Genomic DNA, 21,047 nt, shown 5'->3' on the forward strand with positions numbered 1-21,047 from the left:
TCCCGAAAGGCATCCTAAATCTCACAGCCGTTTACACAAGAATTTATACTGAACCTTTCTTTTTCCTTCAATTTGTGCAGAATCCGTTCATTTTCCTTAGTACGTTTTTCAACTGCTGCATCGATGATCGAATCAAACCAATGATTATCAGAATCATCGCTTGTTTGATCCTTCTTTTGAGAACCTTCATTTTTTACACGTTTGTCAGTTTCTTCATTAATAATGGAATCCAGCCAATCAAAATTATCTGGATCATGGCTCTTATCAGTCATTTATTTTTCCTCCATTTTTGATTTAAATTAATTTATTTACTATTCTTTTTGACTATAATTGAGTTAACAAGATGAAACAAGAAAGAAGTGTTCGAAATGAAAATTACATTCACTGACAAGGCGCTTGACTACTTAAAAAGACGCGAAATCTTGAATAAAATTCTAATTTTAATCGTCGACGATGGTGGTGGTAAATATTCTATCAAAGGCGGCGGTTGTGCAATTGGCAGTCACTTTTCCATTATTTATGTAGACAAAGTTGATCCTGATTATCCAATCAAATTTGAAAATAACCAAGGAATCAATATTTACACTTCTAAATACGACACCACAATGATGGGACCAAATTTAGTGGTTGACTACGCCAATGCATCCCTCAACTTAAAGAGTGACGAAGGATTGCTTGATGGCGGCGTTGATATCGGCAATGGCGCCGAGTTAATTAAAGCTCAAAAGAATGTAAAAATGACCGGCGTTGAATGGCGTTGCTAGATTAAGATGATCAGAAAAGACAGTAGTTTGAAATCAACTACTGTCTTTTTTCTATAGAAATTGACCACTATTAGGATCGAATCCAGTACGATCTGCAGCGGTAATCTTTCTAATTACCTTGCATGGATTCCCCGCTGCAATTACATTATCTGGGATGTCATTCACAACTACACTGCCTGCACCAATAATTGAATTACGTCCAATAATTGTATCTGGAGTTACGCTAACCCCTGCACCTAGCCAGACATTGTCACCAATGCCGATCGAATGTGCAACACAGCCACCGGCTTTTCGTTCGGCTGGATCAAATAAATGGTTGCTGGTATACAAGCCAACTTTAGGACCAAACAAAACATTGTTTCCAATATAAACAGGCGCGCCATCTAAAATCGTGCAATCATAGTTGGCATAAAAGTTATCCCCAACATGAATATTTTGTCCGAATTCACAACGAAAATTAGGGTTTACGAAGGGATGCTCACCTGTTGAACCAAAGAGTTCTTTGATTAATATTTCTTTTTTAGCGTGATCATTCTCATTATTAATATTATTGGTCTTCAAGGTAGCAAGATCTCTCAAGGTGTCAAGGCGAGGATCCGCATCATTATAAGGACGACCAGTTGCCATGTAATTAAATTTTGTTCTAAGCGACATGATTCTTTCCTTTCATTAGTTCTTCTATTTTTATTATAGAAAAGAAAAAGCGCTTTCGCATGTTTGACGCATAATATTTAGCACCCTAGCCCTAATCTTATTGCTTATTCTATAATGGTAAAAAAGAAAGGATTAAAGCCATGAAAAACTTCAACAAATTTACCGCTAAATTTGCTCGCCTTTTACAGAATCTACTAGTAGTCGCAATTGGTTTACTCGGGATTATTCTGATCATACTCTTATTCCGCGATCTAATTCCACTTTGCCAATCATTATTTTCAACTAAGATCGAAGAAAGCAACTCCGAGATTATGTCAGAAATTATCGTTTTCTTCCTCTTCTTTGAATTTACTGCAATGATTATTTCAGCCTTGCGTCATAACGGTCACACTAGCATCAATTTTCTATTGGGCTTAGGTGTTACTGCGCTAATTCGCAGTCTGATTACTTCTCATAGTAACATTTGGAGTACGCTTGCCACTTCTGCTTCAATTTTAGTACTAGTAATCGCAATGATTATTTTCAATAAAAATCTGCGTAATATGTAAAAAAACTGTATCACTCTAGGCTAATGTCATTGGAGTGATACAGTTTTTTGTTTTACTAATTAACTTTGCACCATGAACTCATTAAGTTGTTTCTTAGAAAAAACATTGCCATATCTGCATACTACGTTTCCTTTCATTATTGAACGTAATTCATACAACCAAAAAAAGCATCATTTATTAACAATATTGAAAATAAATAATGCTTTTTAGTAATACTCTGATGCTGAATGCCAGAGTCGAACTGGCGACCTTCTCTTTACGAGGGAGATGCTCTACCAACTGAGCTAATTCAGCGACCTCACAACAAATGAATTATACCAAAACAACGCACCGGGTGCAATCACCACAGCATTATTCTTGTTGCAATTCTATTTCCAATCTAAACAAAGGCCTTGTTTATGCAATTCTTCCGGCAATTGATCCCGATCGGTCTCATGATCATCAAGCTTTTTACTAGTAATCTGCTTGGTAAATGAATCAATCCGGCGATTAGCATCCCGCAAATCATAATAAGTCGTAACCACGTCATCGTAGTCCTTAAGATCCTTCACATCAAAATCCTTCTTATAACTACCTTCAAAGCATGTATATTCAAGTGGCAAGCGCGGCTTCAATTGTGGTTCTTGATCTGGCACACCAACTTGCATCCCCAACACTGGAAAAGTCAGTTTTGGCAAATCTAAAGTCTTAAGCATCTCCAAAGGATGATCATTCACCGTACCAAGTGGCACATAGCCTAATCCCATGCTTTCTACCGCATTAGCCACATTCTGAAAAGCAAGCAGTGTATCTTCCATAGCTTGGAAAAAGATATCAGTCGTATGAACACGGCCATCATCTTTGCCAAGTTGTTGACGAATTTGTTGATTACGGTACAAATCAACAATGAAGATAAATAAGTCACCTTCGGCGCCAACATACTTCTGATTGCAAAGCTCTTGGATTTTCTTTTTCTGTTCAGGATCAGTTACATGAAGCAAACTGGCATTTTGCATAAACATGCTCGTTGCAGTATGTTGAAAAACTGTGTATAAAGTTTCCAATTGTTCCTTATTCAGCACTTCATCTTTAAATTTTCTAATTGATCTATGATTGATTTGTGCATCAACTGTTGAATTATGTAGCATTGCGCTCCTCTTTCTACTTACTTCTTTTTAATAAGTAGTGTACAAAATTATGGTCTCCTTTGTAAAGTTACTATTTAAAATTAAGCCTAACAAAAAATTCCCGCCAAATTGAGCAGGAATTTCTTTACTTTTTATCCAATTTAACCATTTGTGCATTAACTAAGGCTGCAGCTTGCTCAGCTTGATTTTTAGCTTGAGCATAAGTCGTCAAATTTTCATCGCCTTCACTCAATACTCGAGCAAAAGCAATTTGTTCTGCCATCAATAAGTTGAACAATGAATCCCATTGCTTATCATCAAACTTAATTTTCTTAGCAGTAATTCTTGGCATTAATTGACGTGTTTTGTTAAATGCTTTCTCCAAAATCTGTTCATCGGCATCAGTCAAATCACGCACATTATAAGCTTGATGAACTTGGTGCACCTTGATTAATTCCTTAAGCAAATCACGTGCCTGGGCATCTTTAGAAACAGATTGATTAATTTTTAAAGCCATTTTTATTCTCTTTTCTAATCAGTTTTTTTCTATTATAACAGAATTCTACTTATTCTCTTGATAGTCCTCTGCCATTGCCTTAACACACCGTCTCATTTCTTGAATATCCAAAACGCTCTGCGCAAATTCTTTTCTAAGTAATTCATCTGGCAAATATTGATCATACTTATCAATTCCAGGAACTTCCTTAGGATAAACCAGGTCTAAGGGATCAAAGTCTTTTTGTGCTTCTTCATTAATGATCCGCCAGAAGTCATCCTCATCGGCATCCATTGCAAAGTACATGAAATATGGACGGGAAGAATTAAAGCCACGAATATTTAGTTTTTCACCGCATTTAATTCTAATTAACCGTTCCAATGCTATAAATGCGTAAGTCCCTGTCCAAGGAAAAAGACACCACATATTGCCACCTAATTTGATCAGATTCTTCTTTGGCAACTCAGCCAAGGCGGCAGTGTCACGTGCTTGGGTTAATCTTGCTTGAGCATTCTGCATTAAATACGGATACATCCCCTTTTCAGTCAGCACCTTTTTCATTCTTTGCAAAATTTTCGGCTGAATATCCCCCGGCACGTCCCCAAAGAAAGCAGGAATTCTTCCCTTCACCTCATGGCAATATACTTGATGGCGCTTGCGATCAACATCTTCAACTGCCCAAACGCGACCAGCAATTGCAATCTTATCCCCAACGGGAGGGGGCTTCACGATTGTTCCTAATTCTTCACTGCCGGCATGCACAATGAATTCCTCATTTTCCTGAAAAACAGCGTAAAATTTAAAGTTATTCACAACTTTTTCACCGGCAAGACCAACAATTAAGCCATGATTTTCAGTCCATTCAATGTGACTAGTTTTAAGCAGATGCTTTAATAAGATGCGATAGTCTTCTTGCGAAACATTATGAAAATACGATAGAGTTAATACCCTTGAAGCTAATTCTGCTGGTGTCATTTCCCCGCCTGATGCCAGCGTACTCATAGTTTGATGATAGAGTAAACTATAGGGAAGTCGGTTAGGTGCAGGCGGTTCAACCCATTTTTCTTCTGCATAAAGCTGCACTAAGGCAATCCCTTGCAACAGTGGCCATGGAATCAATTCCGGTAACATTGCCCGCGATTCAGGATGCTCCTCGCGCATGACAAAGTGCATTTCCGGGGGATTGCCACGGCGACCTGTGCGTCCCATTCTTTGTAAAAAACCGGATACGGTAAACGGAGCATCAATTTGAAAGGCTGCTTCTAATTGTCCAATATCGATTCCTAGTTCTAATGTTGCCGTAGCACAAGTTGTCATATAGACATCTTCATCTTTCATCGCTGCTTCTGCCGTTTCACGCAATGCAGGTGACAAATTGCCATGATGAATCATAAAACGATCGGGTTCATGATTATATGCACAATAAGCCCGCAACTCCTGACAAACTGCCTCACACTCTTCTCGACTATTGGTAAAAACTAAGCATTTTCTGCCACGCGTATGTTCAAAAATATAGCCAATTCCTGGATCTGCCAATTCGGGGGCCCGATCAGTTTTAGGTTCAATCTGGCTTGGATCAAAATCTTTACTGCTAGCTTGGGGATCTGTCTGATAAAAATGTTCCATCGATAGATGCCAGATTTGAGGTTGATTTTGCACTTTGGGCGCGACAGTTTTCCGATTAGAACCTGCACCTAAAAAAGCACTAGCCTCTTTCAAATTGCCAATCGTTGCAGAAAGTCCGATTCTTCTGGGATTGACTCCAGCTAACTTGCTTAGTCGCTCGATTAAACAGAAAGTCTGTCCACCACGATCACTTCGCAAAAATGAATGTAGTTCATCTACTACAATATATTTCAATCCACCGAATAAATGCGGGATGTCCATATGCTTATTAATCATAAAACTTTCGAGTGATTCTGGGGTAATCTGCAAAATTCCTGAGGGATGTTTGAGCAGCTTTCTCTTCTGCGTTTGAGCCACATCACCGTGCCAGCGCCCAACAGGGATATCCACATCCTGGCACAACTCGATCAACCGATCATATTGATCATTAATCAAAGCTTTTAATGGTGCAATATACAGCACCTTAACAGAATCTTCCGGCTCTTGATAAATATCCGACAAAATTGGGAAAAAGGCCGCTTCTGTTTTTCCTGATGCAGTTGAAGCTGAGAGCAATACATTATCCTCAGTTTCAAAAATTTCCTCAGCTGCAGCCACCTGAATCGGGCGCAAAGTACGCCATCCATGTTCATAAATATAGTCTTGAATAAAAGGCGCGTAATGTGAAAAAACGTCCATAATTAATCCTTAAATTTGAAATTCAGTGTAATCTTTTTCTTGATTATCAGATACTGCTTCAGACTTAGCATATGAAAATTGGTCTGAATTAAGCAAAGTCTGAATATCTGTCTGTGGATTTTGCCAAACAATGTCTAACAATTCAATAAAGTCACGAATAATTTCACGCGGCGTAATATTAGTATCCGCACCAACCCGCGCATATTCAATCTTGATAAATTGCGCTAAATCATCATCCGTAATTGTCCGTTCATAGCCATAAAGTCCCGCATGCATGTCAGCCAATTTTTCCGTTAAAACCAACATCTCTTCTGCGGTTAGTGGTTCCAGCTTAATCACTGGCGCATACATATCACGCGCACCTGCTTGAGCAAATTTTCCAGTTGCTAATCTACTACGCAAAGCTTCATATGAATAAACGCCACGGCGACGATCCTCGATTGCTTGCGGTGTACCACACATGATGATTCCCAGGTATTTTGCCTTTCCCTGCAAGGTATCGTTATACATCGTCAAAATCTTTTCATAGTTGTACTGGCGGCTAATTGCATTCGGAATTTTATAGATATTAACCAATTCATCAATCATAATCATTAAACCAGCATAGCCCGCTTGTCTAAAGAAAGTCGCAAATAACTTTAAATATTCATACCAATCACTATCACTAATAATGATATCAACGCCTAATTCCTTTTTAGCCTCAGTCTTATGGCTATATTCTCCTCTGAACCACTTGACTACTTTAGCCTTAGTCTCATCATCACCACTCATATAAGCGTGATAGTACATGTTCAGCAATTTAGCAAAATCAAAACCATGAACTAATTCGTTTAATGAAGAAATGACGCCATAAATTTTCTGGTCAACTGCTTGCTCAAATTTAGGATCATCATTATTTAAGCCTGTTTCTTGCGAAACTTGCATCTGCACTGAATTAATCCAGCGATCTAGAATCAAAGTCAAGGCACCACCTTCAGGCCTAGTCTTAGTTGATAAGTTCTGAATTAATTCACGGTATGTTGCTAAACCCTGTCCTTTTGATCCTTGCAGCCGACGTTCAGGTGATAAATCACCATCTACAACAACAAAATTTTTATCCATCACATAGTTACGGATCGTTTGAAGTAAAAAGCTTTTTCCTGAGCCATAACGACCCACGATAAAACGAAAGCTTGCTCCGCCTTCTTGAATAACATCCACATCGTGTAATAGGGCCTCAATCTCGGCCTTTCTCCCCACGGTAATATAAGGTAACCCTATTCTTGGCACTACCCCACCCTTTAATGAATTAAGGACAGTTTGCGCAATTCTTTTTGGTACTCTTCTTTTTTGTGGCATGATTTCATCCCTTCAAAAACATATCTTTTAAGTCATCTACATAATCGGTAATTACTTGTGGTTGGTCCTGTTCGTTATTTTCTAAAACCACATCACCGAATTCATCAAATAATTTTTCATTAATATTATCCATCAAAATTGATGCCATTAAGTGGTGCTGCTTCAAATAGGTCTGCCAAGGCTGCTGCATCAGCAATGCAGTTAAGAAAAACATTTCATTTTCATCTAAGCCATATTCATTATCAACTTTGACAGTTTCATCTGCTTGTTTTTCTACTTCTTCTTGCGCTTCTGCCTGCTCTAGCTGCTTTTCCTCATCCGTTAACAAACTATCACGCGTCTTCGAAGCATTGGCCCGAATTTGATCCAAATCGGAAAAATCAATCTTAATCTGATCAATCTGCGCCTTTTTTTCTTGAATGCTATATTCAGCAACCCCCGCGTTAATTGCCTTAAGTACAGCTTGATCAATAAATCGCGGCTTAATCGACCGACCTAGTTTAAATTCTGTTCGCGCCACTCTATCTAATTCATGGAGAAAATTATTTAAATTAACCCGCTGACGGCTGATTTGTTGATCACAATGAATTTGCCATTTTCCTTGGTAAAAATGATACTTTCTTACTGCATCAATCTGATGGTCAGCTACTTGTTGTTTTCGCAGATAAAAAACACTGCCTGCAAAGATTGGCTTTTCAATTATATCAGGCTTGCCCACAAACGCACTGTAATATGCAATGCCGTATTTTTTAGCATCCAGCAGCTCCAGCCACACGTAACGCAACAGTTGAACAAATAACTTTTCATTCTTATTAATAACTTTAGATGAATTCCAATAAGTCGTTTTCTTTGCAAAGACTGCTGCTAACTCTTGCGCAGTAAATTTTTCTGGATGGTGTAAAACCTCATAATCATGATCACGCTTAATCTCAGATGCAAAGCGCTGCTTAATAATTTTTTCGTCTAAATCATAATAAAGAACATAATCTTTGAGCCAGTCTTGTAAATATACATCAATACTAATGTCAAATTGTTGCACATATTTTCCTTCAAATTCTAACAGCTTTTCATATCCATCTTGTGCGTCATCAACACCAATATTGTTCAGTAATTCATAAATATAAACAAAGGCATAGGATGTACTCGTTTTTTCAAAAACATGCTGGCGAATCTTGCTACGCCAAGTAAAGTAACTTCTAAGCTGCCCAGTATTCATATCGTGATAAGTTGGATAAAAACGCTTAAAGGCAAAAAATTCAGGATAATCATCATCATAGTCGGCCATCATCCTAGCCTGTTGATAAAAATTCTTAGCTCGGCCACGACTGGGCAAAATGCTGTAGTCATAAATTTCTAGCATCTTTCTAATTCTATCTGGAACCAGACTATTGTTATGCTTCTTGCGAAGATTTTCACTTGGTTTAATTGCTTGGGCTTGATAGCGGTCATCTACTTTATCTGGTGCAATATAAAAATATTGATTCTGGGCGATATTTACTTCATCACCATTCATCGCCAGTTTAAAAGCAAAATCAAGTGTTTTTTTGAGTGAATCTTCACTAACTTTTTCTAATATTGCCCCAACCCAATCTGCCGCCTTGATCTTCATTGGATCAGTGAAGCCAGGCAAATCTCTTATTAGTGCAGCCATTGCACCACATTTCAGGTCCAATATACTCTGACCTTGCCCACGTGATAACATCGCAAAATAACCACTATCAACTGGTGACATTAAAACGTAAACGCTAGTGGAACCTGGTACAGCAGGCTTAAATTTCAAACCATATTTGGCATAGACATATTTGAAGAGTTGATTTGAATCCATTTTGTCTCCTTTTTTCGCACGTACGTTCATTATATCATCGATTTATTTTTTACCAAAGTCACGCATGTCAGCTCCTCATGTATATTTTTAAGTTTCATAAATTTTATATTTTTATATTTGTGTGGTTATTAACAAACAATTATGTTACTATAGTTTATGTAAGTTATTGAAAGCGTTTTTATAAAAGCTTCCTAGAGAGGACAAAACTTAATATGAGTACAAAAGAACGTTATTCTCAAGATGAATTAAGAAAAGATAATCCAATGTTTAGCCGCACTCGTGCCACTATTGAAAGTGCATTTTACGGCAACAATGTCCACGAAGTAACCAGTGTTGCAGAAGCTTATAACTTAGCTAAGAAGCAATCAGGCGTTATTGTTACTGACTTGCCAATCTTACACACTAAGGAATTAGGTTTGCCACATGGCGCAACCCAATTGGTTTACAACCACGGCAAGATTTTAGGTAGAACTGCTAGCGCCCGTCACTTTGTTGACAATCCTAATGAAGATGCTGAAGCATTAGACGGCAACTTACGTGAAGATATTTACAAGGGACATGAACAAAAATACTTAAAGGCTACTGTTTTAGTAGGTCTTGACCCATCATTCACTGTAAAAGCTCACATCATGATGCCCGAAGATCAAGCCTTTAACCTTCTTTCATACATCCTTAACTTCCACTTCTTTGACGATGAAGCTGAAAAATTATACGAAAAATCAAAATTCTATGATGAACCAGATATTTACTTCTACTTCGATCCAAATGTTCAAGACGAAGATTACCCTAAGGGCTTAGGCGTATTTGACGCTCCACATAACTGTGCTGCTGTCTTCAACCTACGCTACTTCGGTGAACTTAAGAAAGGTACTTTGACCTTAGCTTGGGCAATTGCTCACCGTCATGGCTACACTGCATGTCACGGTGGTGAAAAGTCATTTCACTTTGACGATAAAGATGATAAGACCTTTGCTTTCTACGGCTTGTCAGGTTCAGGTAAGTCAACTTTGACTCACGAAATGTACGATGGTAAATATGACATCACTGTTTTGCACGATGATGCCTTCATTATTTCACGTGAAGACGGTTCTTCAGTAGCTCTTGAACCTTCATACTTTGACAAGACTCACGACTACCCAGCAGGCCACCACGAGACTAAGTACTACACCACTATTATGAACTGTGATGTAACCTTAGACAAAGACGGCAAGAAAGTTATCGTAACCGAAGACTTACGTAACAACAACGGTCGTGTTATCAAGACCCGCTACACTAGTCCTCACCGTGTAGACTTCGAAAAGTCACCAATTACTGCATTGTTCTGGATTATGAAGGACGGTTCATTACCTCCAATCATCAAGATCGATGACCCAGTATTGGCAACTACTATGGGTTGTACTTTAGCAACCAAGCGTACTTCAGCTGAAAACTTACCTAAGGGCTTTGACATGAATACTTTAGTTATCGAACCATTCGCAGACCCATTTAGAGCCTACCCAGTTTCAGGTGATTACAGAGACTTCAAGGAATTGTTCACTAAGCGTGGTGCTAGCTGCTACAGCTTGAACACTGATGCATTCATGGGCAAGGATATTCCTAAGGAAGTTACTAAGAAGTTAATCGAAGACTTGGCTAACGGCAACATCAAGGATAGCGACTTCAAGCCATTCGGTAACTTCAAGGGTGTATCATACTTACCTATTGATGGTTATGAAGTTCACCTTGAAGACCCAGAATACCAAAAGACCTTAGCTAAGAGAATGCAAGATCGTTTGAACTGGCTCAACAAGTACGATGAAGAACACCCAGAAACACCAATCCAAGATGAAGCTAAGAAGACCTTGGAAGCTATCATCAAGGAATTGAGCTAATATTAAGGAAATAAATTAGTGTCTCATTCAATTAAAATTTAATTTCTTAATGACGAAAAGACGAGAGTTGATTAAGCTCCCGTCTTTTTTATTGCTCAATGTAATTTTGCTTCTGTAGTTTGGCATCTATCAGTTTATAAACTTGCACTTTATTCTCTTGTGCAAGTTGTGGATTATAGTTATGTGCTATTTCAATGACAATAGCCGGCAATTGGTAGATTATCTTATGAATGGCATCACTATTTTTAGGGTCTAAACTTGAACAAATCTCATCAAGCAAATATATCTTCTTAGAACGAATTAGACCTCTAACTAAAGCAAGTCGTTGTGCCTGACCACCTGATAAATTGTTCGCGTCATCTGAAATTAATTTATCTAAAAAATCATTGCCAAACTCATGAATCAGTCCCATCTTTTTTGCTTCATGAAGCATTAGATCATCAGGTATGTTTTGCAGAAGTGATAGATTCTCCCTCACTGTACCTTGGAATAACCAGATTCTTTGCGAGATCTTGATGAAATCGGCAGGATTAATTTGATGACCAGCAAAGGTGATTTCACCGTTATACTTCAGATTATTAGCAATACAATTAATTAATGTACTTTTCCCAATGCCTGAAGCCCCAGTAACAATGATCTTGTCATGATCACGCAAAGTTAAATTTATACCATCTAAAATTTTCTTATCACTATATGAAAAAGACAAATCTTTTATTTTCAAAATAGCTTGAGAGTCATGATTATCTTGTTTAACACTTTCACTTTCTTCAAAATTATAGCTTTTTATTTTTCTAATTGCATCGGTGCTATGAATTTGAGTCTGATACAAAGCAATTGTTCTTAGATATCCCACAACCCTATCAGCTGACAAACTTAAAGTTATAATGGCCGCTACCGTTACGTTAAACCAGCCTCTCTGCATAAAAAGCAAGCCAATAAAAATTGGTAGCAATAGTGTAACTAAAGAGATTAACCATGCAATGAATTGTACCTGGAATTGACAATTATTCATCTTACGATATTTGTCTTCCTCATTAACCAAGATTCGATCAAATCGTTTAAAGAAAAGATGTCTGACACCAAAATTCAGTATTTCTAAGCGTCCTTCAAATATATCCTTCATTGCCTGAATCAACTGTGAGTTAGATTTATTCCATTTTTCGGTTTTCTCATTCATCCTCTTCTTGCCAATATAGCTTGGAATCAGGGTTAGCGCTGAAAGAAGCAAATAAATAATTCCCAAAATCAGATTAGTTTCTACAACAACTATTGCCGATGCAACCACATTAAATACAAACTGAACTATGTCAGTTATCCCAAAGAAATATTTTTGTTCAATTTCTTTAGCAGTACCACTAATCGAATTGATTACATCTGCTCCTCTTGCTTGCTTCATGTCTGAATTAGCAAATTTAGAATAAAAATATTCTTGTTTTAAAGCAATATTTAATAGCATCACAATTCTATTTTGAACCAAATAAAACAAGAGCATGGCTATGTAGACTATCAGATATGCGCCAAAGGCTAAGCCAATAAATTTATAAACGTGGTCAATGTTACTAAAATTGATATTAGTTAATTGTCCAAACAGTACAGCATTTAATACCCCTTCAAATGCTGAAATGGCCGATAAAACCAGAAAAACTATTTGTAAATATATTGGAACATGTTTTACTACCCATTTAAAATTTATTTGTTGTGTGTTCATTGTTTAATACCCACATATTTCTCATAATCAACAAGCCAATCTTCATCATTTTTATAAGAATGATTCATACACTTTTTAAACCCAATTGCTTTAAATCATCTTCATCTTTAGTTTCTAACAATTGTCGCTCTTCTAGAGACAAGTGATACTTATTCACTAAGGCATCAATATTCTCCAAAGAAATATTTTTACCATCAGAAAGATCCTTAATTAATTTCTTCATACCTTCAGACATTACTATACATCCTATTTTCTCTCGTTAAGTAATGCATAATTTTCAACTTGCAATTTACTATGTATGGGATTGATATCAATGCTTCCCATAATTCCCCAAATGCTTATAATAATAACAGTAAGTATTCTCTTATTTTTTAATTTCAAAGTCAGGAATTCATTATGTACGGTCAAAAATTTAAAGCACTTCGTCTTCAACAACATATTTCACTAGAGCAAGCTGCTAACAGAGTTATCTCTCCATCGACTTTATCCAGATGGGAGAATAATAAGATTGATATTCGCTTCAATTTAGTTATTAAGCTTTTAGACAATATTCATATAAACCTAAAAGAGTTTACTAATTACTGCAAAATTAATCATAGTAATCCATTTGTTGCGAAAGTGGCTATGTACTATGAAGCCAACGATGATCGTCATATTTTGCAATTAATACAAAGCAAGAAAAAAGAATACCAAAATTCACATAATCAATTTGATTTACTTCTACTAGCTATCGCATGTAATTGTTATTACGATCTAACTGATAACAATGTTTTCCCAGTGAGCTATCAAAAGAAATTATTCTACATTTTATCTAACATTGAATATTGGACAGAGATGTACATCAATGTTTTTGGTAACACTGTTTTTCTCTATGACAGCAAGGAACTATATAGTATTTCAATCAGAATTCTTAAAAATTTAAATTCTAATACATTTAATGATTTTCAAGAATATTATTATGCTTTATCCTCTGTCATCAACGCCCTAACCGCTCTAATTATCAAAAATCCCAAATTAGCATCACAGCTTTTAACTAAAATAGAGAAAGTTTCAATTCCTAAACCAATCTCTTACTTAAAAATTAGAACTAATGTCCTCAAGTATCTTTTAGATTACCGTTTAGGCAAAACAGATGAAAAGCTTATCTCAATTAAGCTAGAAAATTTAAAGTGGTTAGGATTAACAGATATTGCAAAAGACTTAACTTTCTTCTTTAACCGTATAAAAAATGATCGTTCACCTCTTTCCTAATTCATTTGCCTATTATATTACCCTCATTTTTATCTAATTTATTTTTCTTTGCAAATATGCAAAATTATTTTTAGCAAGAATAAAAAAGCCTATTAAATCTAGGTGTTTACAAACCTTGATTTAATAGGTCTTTTATGCGTCTTTTTTATTGCTCAATGTAATTTTGCGCCTTAGTTAAAACATCCATCTTTCCATGCTCAGTCAAATACTTTTGGGCCTCGACCAGACTCACCCACTTGCTAGCTAAGATCTCCTCTTTTTGCGTTTTGACTTCTTGTCCTGCAAGATATTTGGCTATAAAGTAGACAACCGTTTTTTCTTTATTCTCTGTTAATTGATATTTGACCTTTTCCTTAAAGTTAAAATCAAATTCCGGCTTTAAGCCAACTTCTTCAAAGACTTCTCTTTTAGCAGCTTCTTCAGCATCTTCATTATTTTCAAGATGTCCTTTTGGAAAGCCCCAATTATAATTTACGACGCTCTGCACGATCAAATATTCCAGTTCGCCGTTTGCACGTCTTCTGTAAATAACTGCACCTGCAGAATGTTCCATTTTCATTTTTGTCACCCAACCTTTATATTGAACAATTATTAAATATTTATTAATGTAGGTCAAGCGATTGAAATTAAAAAAATGGCCAGATCTTTGGCAATCTAGTCATTTTACTCGCAGACGAAATTGTTAAGTCTATTGATAGAATATTTTAGTTACTTCTTCAAGTTCTTTTCGCAGTAATCCTTAACCTTGTCATCATCGGCCTTAAGAATCCATTCAACAGCTTCTTCGGTCTTCATCGTGTCACGACCATTTGCTTCCATTTCGTGGTCCCAAATAGCGTCACGAATAGGCATTTCATTACCCTTAGCCCAATCAAAAACTTGATCCATATTTCTATCAATTAATGCAGTTTCTTCAATTTCTTTTGCATCTGCCATAATAAAAAGCTTCCTTTCTGATAACAAGTATATTGTAGTTTTATTAGAGACAACTGTTAACAGAAAGCGCTTATTTTATTAATATTCTAATTTTTATTAGCTAAAGTTGAGCATTTCGTCAGGCGAACAACCTCTCGTGCAATCATCAATTCCTCGTTAGTTGGCACAACCAAGAATTTTATTGTAGAACCCGTCTTAGTGATTGCATGCTGCCCATTATGCTCATTAGCTTCATAGTCAGGAACAACACCCATAAATTTAAAGGCATCCATAATTGTTTTACGCATCCCTACATCGGCTTCACCGACGCCAGCAGTCAATACAATGACGTCAGTTCCACCCATTTCTGCAATAAATGAGCCAATATAACGAACAATTCGATTTAAAAAGATTTGCCGTGCTAAAACTGCACGTGGGGCTTTATTATACTTCAAGTCCCGCATATCAGATGAAATGCCAGAAATACCCAGTAACCCTGACTTTTTATTCAGAACATTGATCATTTCATCAATTGACATACCAGTCTTATGCATCAAATGTTGCAATAGCGACGGATCAATATCACCTGAACGTGTACCCATCGTGATACCTGACAAGGGGGGCTAAATCCCATTGAAGTGTCAAACGATTTACCATTCTTAACGGCAGTAATCGAAGAGCCTGAACCTAAATGGCAAATAATCATCTTTAATTCACTAGGATCTTTGTGTAGCATTTTTGCTGTTTTCAAAGTTACATAATGAACTGAAGTACCATGGGCACCATATTTTCTGGCACGGTATTTTTCATAGTATTCATAAGGAATTGAATATAAATAATGAACTGGATCAAGCGTTTCGTGAAATGAAGTATCAAACACGGCAACTTGAGGAACATCAGGTAAAACATTCATAAATGCTTCAATTCCTCGTGCTTCTGCTGGATTATGCAATGGTGCAAAATCTGATAAATCACGAATTTTTTGTAATTTTTCTTGATCAATTACAGTCGAATCTTTAAAGTATTCTCCTCCGTTGACAACGCGGTGACCAACACCAACGATTTCATCTAAGCTTTCTACTGCATGATATTTCTTCAAATCATCAATCAAAATACTTACCGCAGTTTCTTGATCTGGAATTGCAACTTTCTTTAAATGCTTATTGCCATCTGCCAAGGTAATACAAAAGGTAGAGCCATCGAGTCCAATCCGATCGCCATCCCCTTAGCAATCACCTTTTCATCTAGAAGTGAAAATAACTTGAATTTATATGACGAACTCCCTGAATTTACTGCCAAAACCTTTTTCATAAACTAAAATCCCCCGATTACTTTAGTTATGTTTTTCACAAGTTAATTTTAATTTACTAGTATAGCTCTTTAAACCTTCTATTAAAATAGTTTCCTTGCACTTGCTTAAATTTTATATTTTTAATATTAAAAAAAATAAGCCTATTTTGTTAGTTTATTAACAAGAAAATCTATAAAAAATACCTCCGGCGGTATTCGTCGCTAGAGGTAAAAATTTTATTTTTATTCAACAGTAACACTCTTAGCCAAGTTACGTGGCTTATCAACGTCTAAGCCTTTATTCTTAGACGCATAGTATGCCAATAATTGTGCTGGCACAATAGTCAATAATGGTGATAAGTAGTAATCAATTTCTGGTAAAACAACATCATCACCTGCTTGAGCAAATTCTTTAGCTGCGAAGACCATCACATTAGCACCACGTGATTCTACTTCACGAATATTGCCACGGGTTAAGTCTGCTGTAGCAGGATCATTGATCAAGGCAATGACTGGGGTCCCCTTTTCAATCAAAGCAATTGTTCCGTGCTTTAATTCGGCTGCAGCGAAGCCTTCAGTTTGAATGTAGGAAACTTCTTTTAACTTCAAAGCACCTTCAAGAGCAACAGCATAATCAATGCCACGGCCGATGTAGAAGGCATTGCGCGTATTAGCCAAATACTTCTTAGCCAATTCATCAATCTTTTCTTTACCATCAACCAATTGTTGCATCCCTACGGCTGCCAAAGCCAATTGGTGCTTCAAATCAAAATCTTTAGCAATTTGAATATTTTTCTTTTCACCAACTGCCTTAGCTAAAACTGCCTGTACCGCAATCTGAGCAGTGTAGGCCTTAGTCGAAGCAACCGCGATTTCAGGACCAGCCTTCAAAAGCATAGTATAAGTAGCTTCTCTTGATAAAGTTGAGCCTTCCACATTGGTCATCGTCAAACTTGGCAGGTGGCGTTCATTAACTTGCTTTAAGACAACTCTAGAATCGGCAGTTTCACCTGATTGAGTTAAGAAAATAAAGAATGGCTTCTTAGATAGTTTAGGGAAGTGATAGCCAAATTCAGAAGCTAAACCAACCTCAACCGGAATATCAGCATACTTTTCAAATAAGTGTTTACCTACTAAACCTGCATGGTAGCTAGTACCAGCTGCTAAAATATAAATTCGATCACTTTCCGCAACAGCGGCAGCAATTTTAGGATCTACCTTAGTACTATTGTTCTCATCTAAGTAATCTTGAGAAATATGACGCATTACGCCTGGTTGTTCGTCAATTTCCTTTAACATGTAAAACTCATAAGTACCCTTAGATGCTGCGTTAGGATCAATATCTAGCTCACGAGCTTTGCGTTCAACCTTTTTACCATCAATCGTTTCAATAGTGTAAGCGTCCTTGGTAATGTCACCAACATCACCGTCTTGTAAGTCAACAAATGTCTTAGTTTGATCAAGTACTGAAATCGCATCAGAAGCGATAATGTTAAAACCATCGCCAATTCCTAACATCATTGGTGACTTATTCTTAGCAATAAAAACATGATCTGGTTCAGTATTATCAACAAGCAAGAAAGCATATGAACCCTTAACCAACTTCAAAGCTTCCTTAAATGCTGAAAAGGCGTCTAAGTTCTTATCACGTGCAATTTTACCGATCAATTGAACAACTACTTCAGTATCAGTATCTGAGTGGAACTTAACCCCTTGCAAGTACTTTTCCTTTAATTCTGTGTAGTTTTCAATCACACCATTATGAACTAGATAAAAGCGCTTGGTCTCATCAAAATGTGGGTGGGCATTATCAACAGTTGGCTTACCGTGGGTAGCCCAACGAGTATGACCAATCCCAACTAAGCCTTGTTCATCTGGAGTTAACTTTTCCTTTAAGTTAGAAATACGACCAACAGCCTTAGTTAAGTATTCATTACCATTTAAATCATTTAAGTAAATACCAGCTGAATCATAGCCACGGTATTCCAAATTAGTTAATCCATTTAAAATAATATCTTTTGCTGGTTTACCAACAACCCCAACAATTCCACACATAAAATTTTTCTCCTTTGGTCTAGTTCACCTTTGTTGTAGTGGACTAGTTTAAATTCATTGTTACAGTAGCAATAATATTATTTTTTAATAAAGCGGTCAAGTAATTGTCGCTAAAATTGGTATAATTAATTTCTAAATCAAAAAATAGCATTCAATATCTTTCATTGAATGCTATTTACTATTAGTATATTATTTCTTACTTAGTTGAGATTCCCTTACCTTCATAGCAGTCTCTCATCAATTGAGCAATTTGACTAATTAATGGAGCTGATGGGTTAGTAACAGTATTTTGGTCGCCATAAGCTTCAACAGCTAATTGGTCCACCTTCTTGTCAAACTCAGCCTTATCAACGCCATAATCCTTGAAGGCCATCTTAATACCAACTGATTCAGCCAAATCAATAATCTTCTGAACTAATTTTTCAATTAATTCAGCATCACTTGAACCAGTTAAGCCGATTGCTCTAGCAATTTCAGCATAGTCCTTATCAGCACGGTAAACTGAGTAATGAGGCCACATAGCAAGCTTTTCTGGGCGCTTAGCATTAAAGCGAATAACTTGTGGCAATGCAATTGCATCGCTGACACCACTTGGAATATCAAAGGTTGAACCAACAGTGTGAGCAATTGAGTGTTCCAAACCAAGGAAGGCATTTGAATAAGCCATCCCTGCCAAAGTTGCAGCATCATGCATTCTCTTACGTGCGTCAAGATCACCGTCATAAGACTTCTTTAAGTTAGCAAAGATTGTCTTAATAGCTTCAAGTGACCAACCGCGGGTAAAGTCTGTAGCCATAGTCGAAACATAGCTTTCGATAGCGTGACCTAATGCTTCAAAGCCTGACCAAGCAATTAAACGTTTGGGCAAAGTTTGAACAAATTGATCATCAACGATTGAAACGTCCGGCGTCAATGCATAATCACATAAAGTATGCTTAATACCAGTCTTAGCATCAGAAATAATAGCAATTGGGGAAACTTCTGAGCCAGTTCCTGAAGTAGTTGGGATACATACAAGTTGTACACCATTAATCTTTGGGAAACGGACTACTCTTTTTCTAATGTCTAAGAATTTTTGGTAAGCCTCTTCAAAGCTCATTTCTGGGTTTTCGTAGAATAAGCGCATTGCTTTAGCAGCGTCCATTACTGAACCACCACCGATAGCAATTACAACGTCTGGCTTGAAGATGTTCATTCTGTGAACACCATCCTTGATCACATCAGTATTAGGATCAAGAGTTACAGCCTTAAAGACTTCATATTCTTTTTGACCTAAACGCTTAGAAATGATATCAGTAATTTCATCGGCAAAGCCTTGGTCAGCTACACCTTCATCAGTTACGATGAAGAAACGGTTAACGTTTGGCATGTGACGAAGGTAGTTAGCAGCGTTATGTTCGAAGTAAGTCTTTGATGGGACCTTTACCCATTGCATGTTATCACGGCGTCTAGCCACTGTTTTGATGTTTAACAAGTCCTTAGCACCAATGTTGTGTGAGAAGGTGTTGGCACCGTAAGAACCAGTACCCAAAGTAAGTGATGGCAACATGTTGTTGTAAAGATCACCAATACCACCAAGGGCAGCTGGTGAGTTAACTAAGATACGACAAGCATCCATCTTCATGGCAAACTCATCAATGATCTTTTTATCATTTGAGTGAAGACCAGCGGTATGACCACGACCACCATAGTTTAACAAGTCAGTACAAATCTTAAATGCATCATCGTGATTCTTAGCACGGTATAAAGTAAAGACTGGTGAAAGTTTTTCTGCTGAAAGTGGGAAGTTTCTACCTACGCCTTTATATTCAGCGATAATTACTTTAGTTGTCTTTGGCACATCCACACCACAAAGCTTGGCAATTTCATAAGCTGACTTACCAGCTACAGGACCAGCAACAGTGCCACGACGAGGATCGATAAAGTGTTCCTCAAATTTCTTAATTTCTTCCTTGTTCAAGAAGTAGCAGTTCCACTTCTTAAATTCTTCCTTGACCTTGTCATAAATTTCATCATCAACGACAACTGAGTTTTCAGAAGCACAAACCATCCCGTTATCGAAGTTCTTTGACAAAACGATGTCATAAACGGCACGATCAATATTAGCAGTCTTTTCAATGTAAGAAGGACCATTACCAGGACCAACACCAATAGCTGGCTTGCCTGATGAATAAGCAGCTTTAACCATACCTGGACCACCAGTTGCCAAAATAGTTTGAACACCTGGGTTATTCATCAAATCGGTCGTTGCATCAAGGCTTGGTTCTTCAATCCATTGAACGGCATCCGCAGGAGCACCTGCAGCAACAGCAGCCGCACGAATGATTTTACCAGTTTCTACACAACATTTTTGAGCCTGTGGGTGGAAACCAAAGATAATGGTATTTCTCGTCTTCAACGCAAGCATTGCCTTGAAAATAACAGTTGAAGTTGGGTTAGTTACTGGAGTAACACCTGCAATAACACCTTTAGGTTCAGCAATCTTAGTCAAACCTAATTCCTTGTCTTCTTCAATTACGCCGACGGTCTTTTCGTGACGCAAACTGTTCCAGATATTTTCTGAAGCATACATATTCTTGGTAGTTTTATCTTCAACTACACCACGTTTAGTTTCTTCAACAGCCATTTTAGCTAGTGGGTAAGCATTTTGTTCACCTGCAGTAGCAACTGCTTCACAGATCTTATCAACTTGTTCTTGTGTGAAGTTAGCCATTTGATCTAAAGCGACATGTGATTTCTTTACTAAGTTATCGACCATGTCGTAGATTTGCTTTTTCTTTTCGTCCTCTGTAAGAGTCTCTTTTTGTTGTGTCTTAGCCATTGTATTATTACCTCTAAGATCTACTAATTCTTGTGAACTAATTTACAATGTCAACTATAGCACAATAACTTTATTTGTAAATGCATGAATTTATGAAAATA

General features: G+C 37.1%; 17 protein-coding genes, 1 tRNA gene and 1 pseudogene. 4 read left to right on the top strand and 15 right to left on the bottom strand.

Annotated elements, in window-relative coordinates:
* Positions 1 to 14 precede the first annotated feature (14 nt).
* Complete coding sequence (locus CP363_RS08840; RefSeq protein WP_098036152.1) at positions 15 to 272, bottom strand: hypothetical protein; 258 nt, start codon at positions 270 to 272, stop codon at positions 15 to 17.
* Positions 273 to 368: 96 nt separating this feature from the next.
* Here CP363_RS08840 and CP363_RS08845 point away from each other — a divergent pair, with 96 nt between their 5' ends.
* Positions 369 to 764 (top strand): iron-sulfur cluster biosynthesis family protein, encoded by a 396-nt coding sequence (locus CP363_RS08845; RefSeq protein ID WP_098036153.1) that lies wholly within the window; start codon positions 369 to 371, stop codon positions 762 to 764.
* A 51-nt stretch (positions 765 to 815) separates the two neighbouring features.
* On the opposite strand, the gene CP363_RS08850 is transcribed toward CP363_RS08845, so the two are convergent.
* Positions 816 to 1,418 carry a sugar O-acetyltransferase gene (locus tag CP363_RS08850; RefSeq protein ID WP_065989407.1) on the bottom strand — a complete coding sequence of 201 codons (603 nt, stop codon included), beginning with the start codon at positions 1,416 to 1,418 and terminating at the stop codon, positions 816 to 818.
* A gap of 140 nt (positions 1,419 to 1,558) precedes the next feature.
* On the opposite strand from CP363_RS08850, the gene psiE reads away from it, so the two are divergent.
* Entirely contained in the window at positions 1,559 to 1,966 is a 408-nt protein-coding gene (psiE, locus tag CP363_RS08855) for a phosphate-starvation-inducible protein PsiE (protein ID WP_098036154.1), read from the top strand.
* 221 nt (positions 1,967 to 2,187) lie between these two features.
* Here psiE and CP363_RS08860 read toward each other — a convergent pair.
* The 6 genes from CP363_RS08860 to CP363_RS08885 all read right to left on the bottom strand — a co-directional run bounded on the left by CP363_RS08860 (position 2,188) and on the right by CP363_RS08885 (position 9,035).
* Positions 2,188 to 2,260: transfer RNA gene (locus tag CP363_RS08860), tRNA-Thr, on the bottom strand.
* Between the two features lie 74 nt (positions 2,261 to 2,334).
* Positions 2,335 to 3,093 (bottom strand): NADPH-dependent oxidoreductase, encoded by a 759-nt coding sequence (locus CP363_RS08865; RefSeq protein WP_098036155.1) that lies wholly within the window; start codon positions 3,091 to 3,093, stop codon positions 2,335 to 2,337.
* Between the two features lie 124 nt (positions 3,094 to 3,217).
* Positions 3,218 to 3,589: a hypothetical protein gene (locus tag CP363_RS08870; protein ID WP_013085917.1), complete on the bottom strand. Its 372-nt coding sequence runs from the start codon at positions 3,587 to 3,589 to the stop codon at positions 3,218 to 3,220.
* A 45-nt stretch (positions 3,590 to 3,634) separates the two neighbouring features.
* Positions 3,635 to 5,872: a DEAD/DEAH box helicase gene (locus tag CP363_RS08875; RefSeq protein WP_098036156.1), complete on the bottom strand. Its 2,238-nt coding sequence runs from the start codon at positions 5,870 to 5,872 to the stop codon at positions 3,635 to 3,637.
* 9 nt (positions 5,873 to 5,881) lie between these two features.
* Positions 5,882 to 7,210, bottom strand: a complete 1,329-nt coding sequence (locus CP363_RS08880) for an ATP-binding protein (protein WP_061204485.1) — start codon at positions 7,208 to 7,210, stop codon at positions 5,882 to 5,884.
* A 4-nt stretch (positions 7,211 to 7,214) separates the two neighbouring features.
* Positions 7,215 to 9,035 carry a TerB N-terminal domain-containing protein gene (locus CP363_RS08885; RefSeq protein ID WP_198995787.1) on the bottom strand — a complete coding sequence of 607 codons (1,821 nt, stop codon included), beginning with the start codon at positions 9,033 to 9,035 and terminating at the stop codon, positions 7,215 to 7,217.
* Positions 9,036 to 9,247: 212 nt separating this feature from the next.
* On the opposite strand from CP363_RS08885, the gene CP363_RS08890 reads away from it, so the two are divergent.
* On the top strand, positions 9,248 to 10,906 hold the full coding sequence (locus CP363_RS08890) for a phosphoenolpyruvate carboxykinase (ATP) (protein ID WP_054832632.1): 1,659 nt from the start codon (positions 9,248 to 9,250) through the stop codon (positions 10,904 to 10,906).
* Between the two features lie 88 nt (positions 10,907 to 10,994).
* Here the strand turns inward: CP363_RS08890 and CP363_RS08895 are convergent, their stop codons facing one another.
* Complete coding sequence (locus CP363_RS08895) at positions 10,995 to 12,614, bottom strand: ABC transporter ATP-binding protein (RefSeq protein ID WP_089147577.1); 1,620 nt, start codon at positions 12,612 to 12,614, stop codon at positions 10,995 to 10,997.
* Positions 12,615 to 12,678: 64 nt separating this feature from the next.
* Positions 12,679 to 12,849 (bottom strand): hypothetical protein, encoded by a 171-nt coding sequence (locus CP363_RS10755; RefSeq protein WP_155634313.1) that lies wholly within the window; start codon positions 12,847 to 12,849, stop codon positions 12,679 to 12,681.
* Between the two features lie 161 nt (positions 12,850 to 13,010).
* On the opposite strand from CP363_RS10755, the gene CP363_RS08900 reads away from it, so the two are divergent.
* Positions 13,011 to 13,865, top strand: a complete 855-nt coding sequence (locus CP363_RS08900; RefSeq protein WP_005720873.1) for an Rgg/GadR/MutR family transcriptional regulator — start codon at positions 13,011 to 13,013, stop codon at positions 13,863 to 13,865.
* Between the two features lie 145 nt (positions 13,866 to 14,010).
* Here CP363_RS08900 and CP363_RS08905 read toward each other — a convergent pair whose 3' ends face one another.
* The 5 genes and pseudogenes from CP363_RS08905 to adhE form a co-directional block, all read right to left on the bottom strand.
* Positions 14,011 to 14,424, bottom strand: a complete 414-nt coding sequence (locus CP363_RS08905; protein WP_098036158.1) for a bis(5'-nucleosyl)-tetraphosphatase — start codon at positions 14,422 to 14,424, stop codon at positions 14,011 to 14,013.
* A gap of 149 nt (positions 14,425 to 14,573) precedes the next feature.
* Positions 14,574 to 14,801, bottom strand: coding sequence for a hypothetical protein (locus CP363_RS08910; protein ID WP_023487899.1), 228 nt, complete (start codon positions 14,799 to 14,801; stop codon positions 14,574 to 14,576).
* Between the two features lie 86 nt (positions 14,802 to 14,887).
* Positions 14,888 to 16,091 (bottom strand): annotated as a pseudogene (locus tag CP363_RS08915) (acetate/propionate family kinase).
* 222 nt (positions 16,092 to 16,313) lie between these two features.
* A complete protein-coding gene (gene glmS / locus CP363_RS08920; protein WP_089146797.1) occupies positions 16,314 to 18,125 on the bottom strand; it encodes a glutamine--fructose-6-phosphate transaminase (isomerizing) in 1,812 nt (603 codons plus the stop codon).
* Between the two features lie 196 nt (positions 18,126 to 18,321).
* A complete protein-coding gene (adhE, locus tag CP363_RS08925) occupies positions 18,322 to 20,946 on the bottom strand; it encodes a bifunctional acetaldehyde-CoA/alcohol dehydrogenase (protein ID WP_098036159.1) in 2,625 nt (874 codons plus the stop codon).
* Positions 20,947 to 21,047 lie beyond the last annotated feature (101 nt).

Origin of the sequence: Lactobacillus sp. UMNPBX12, from assembly GCF_002553955.1 — a bacterium.
GTDB classification, from domain to species: domain Bacteria; phylum Bacillota; class Bacilli; order Lactobacillales; family Lactobacillaceae; genus Lactobacillus; species Lactobacillus crispatus.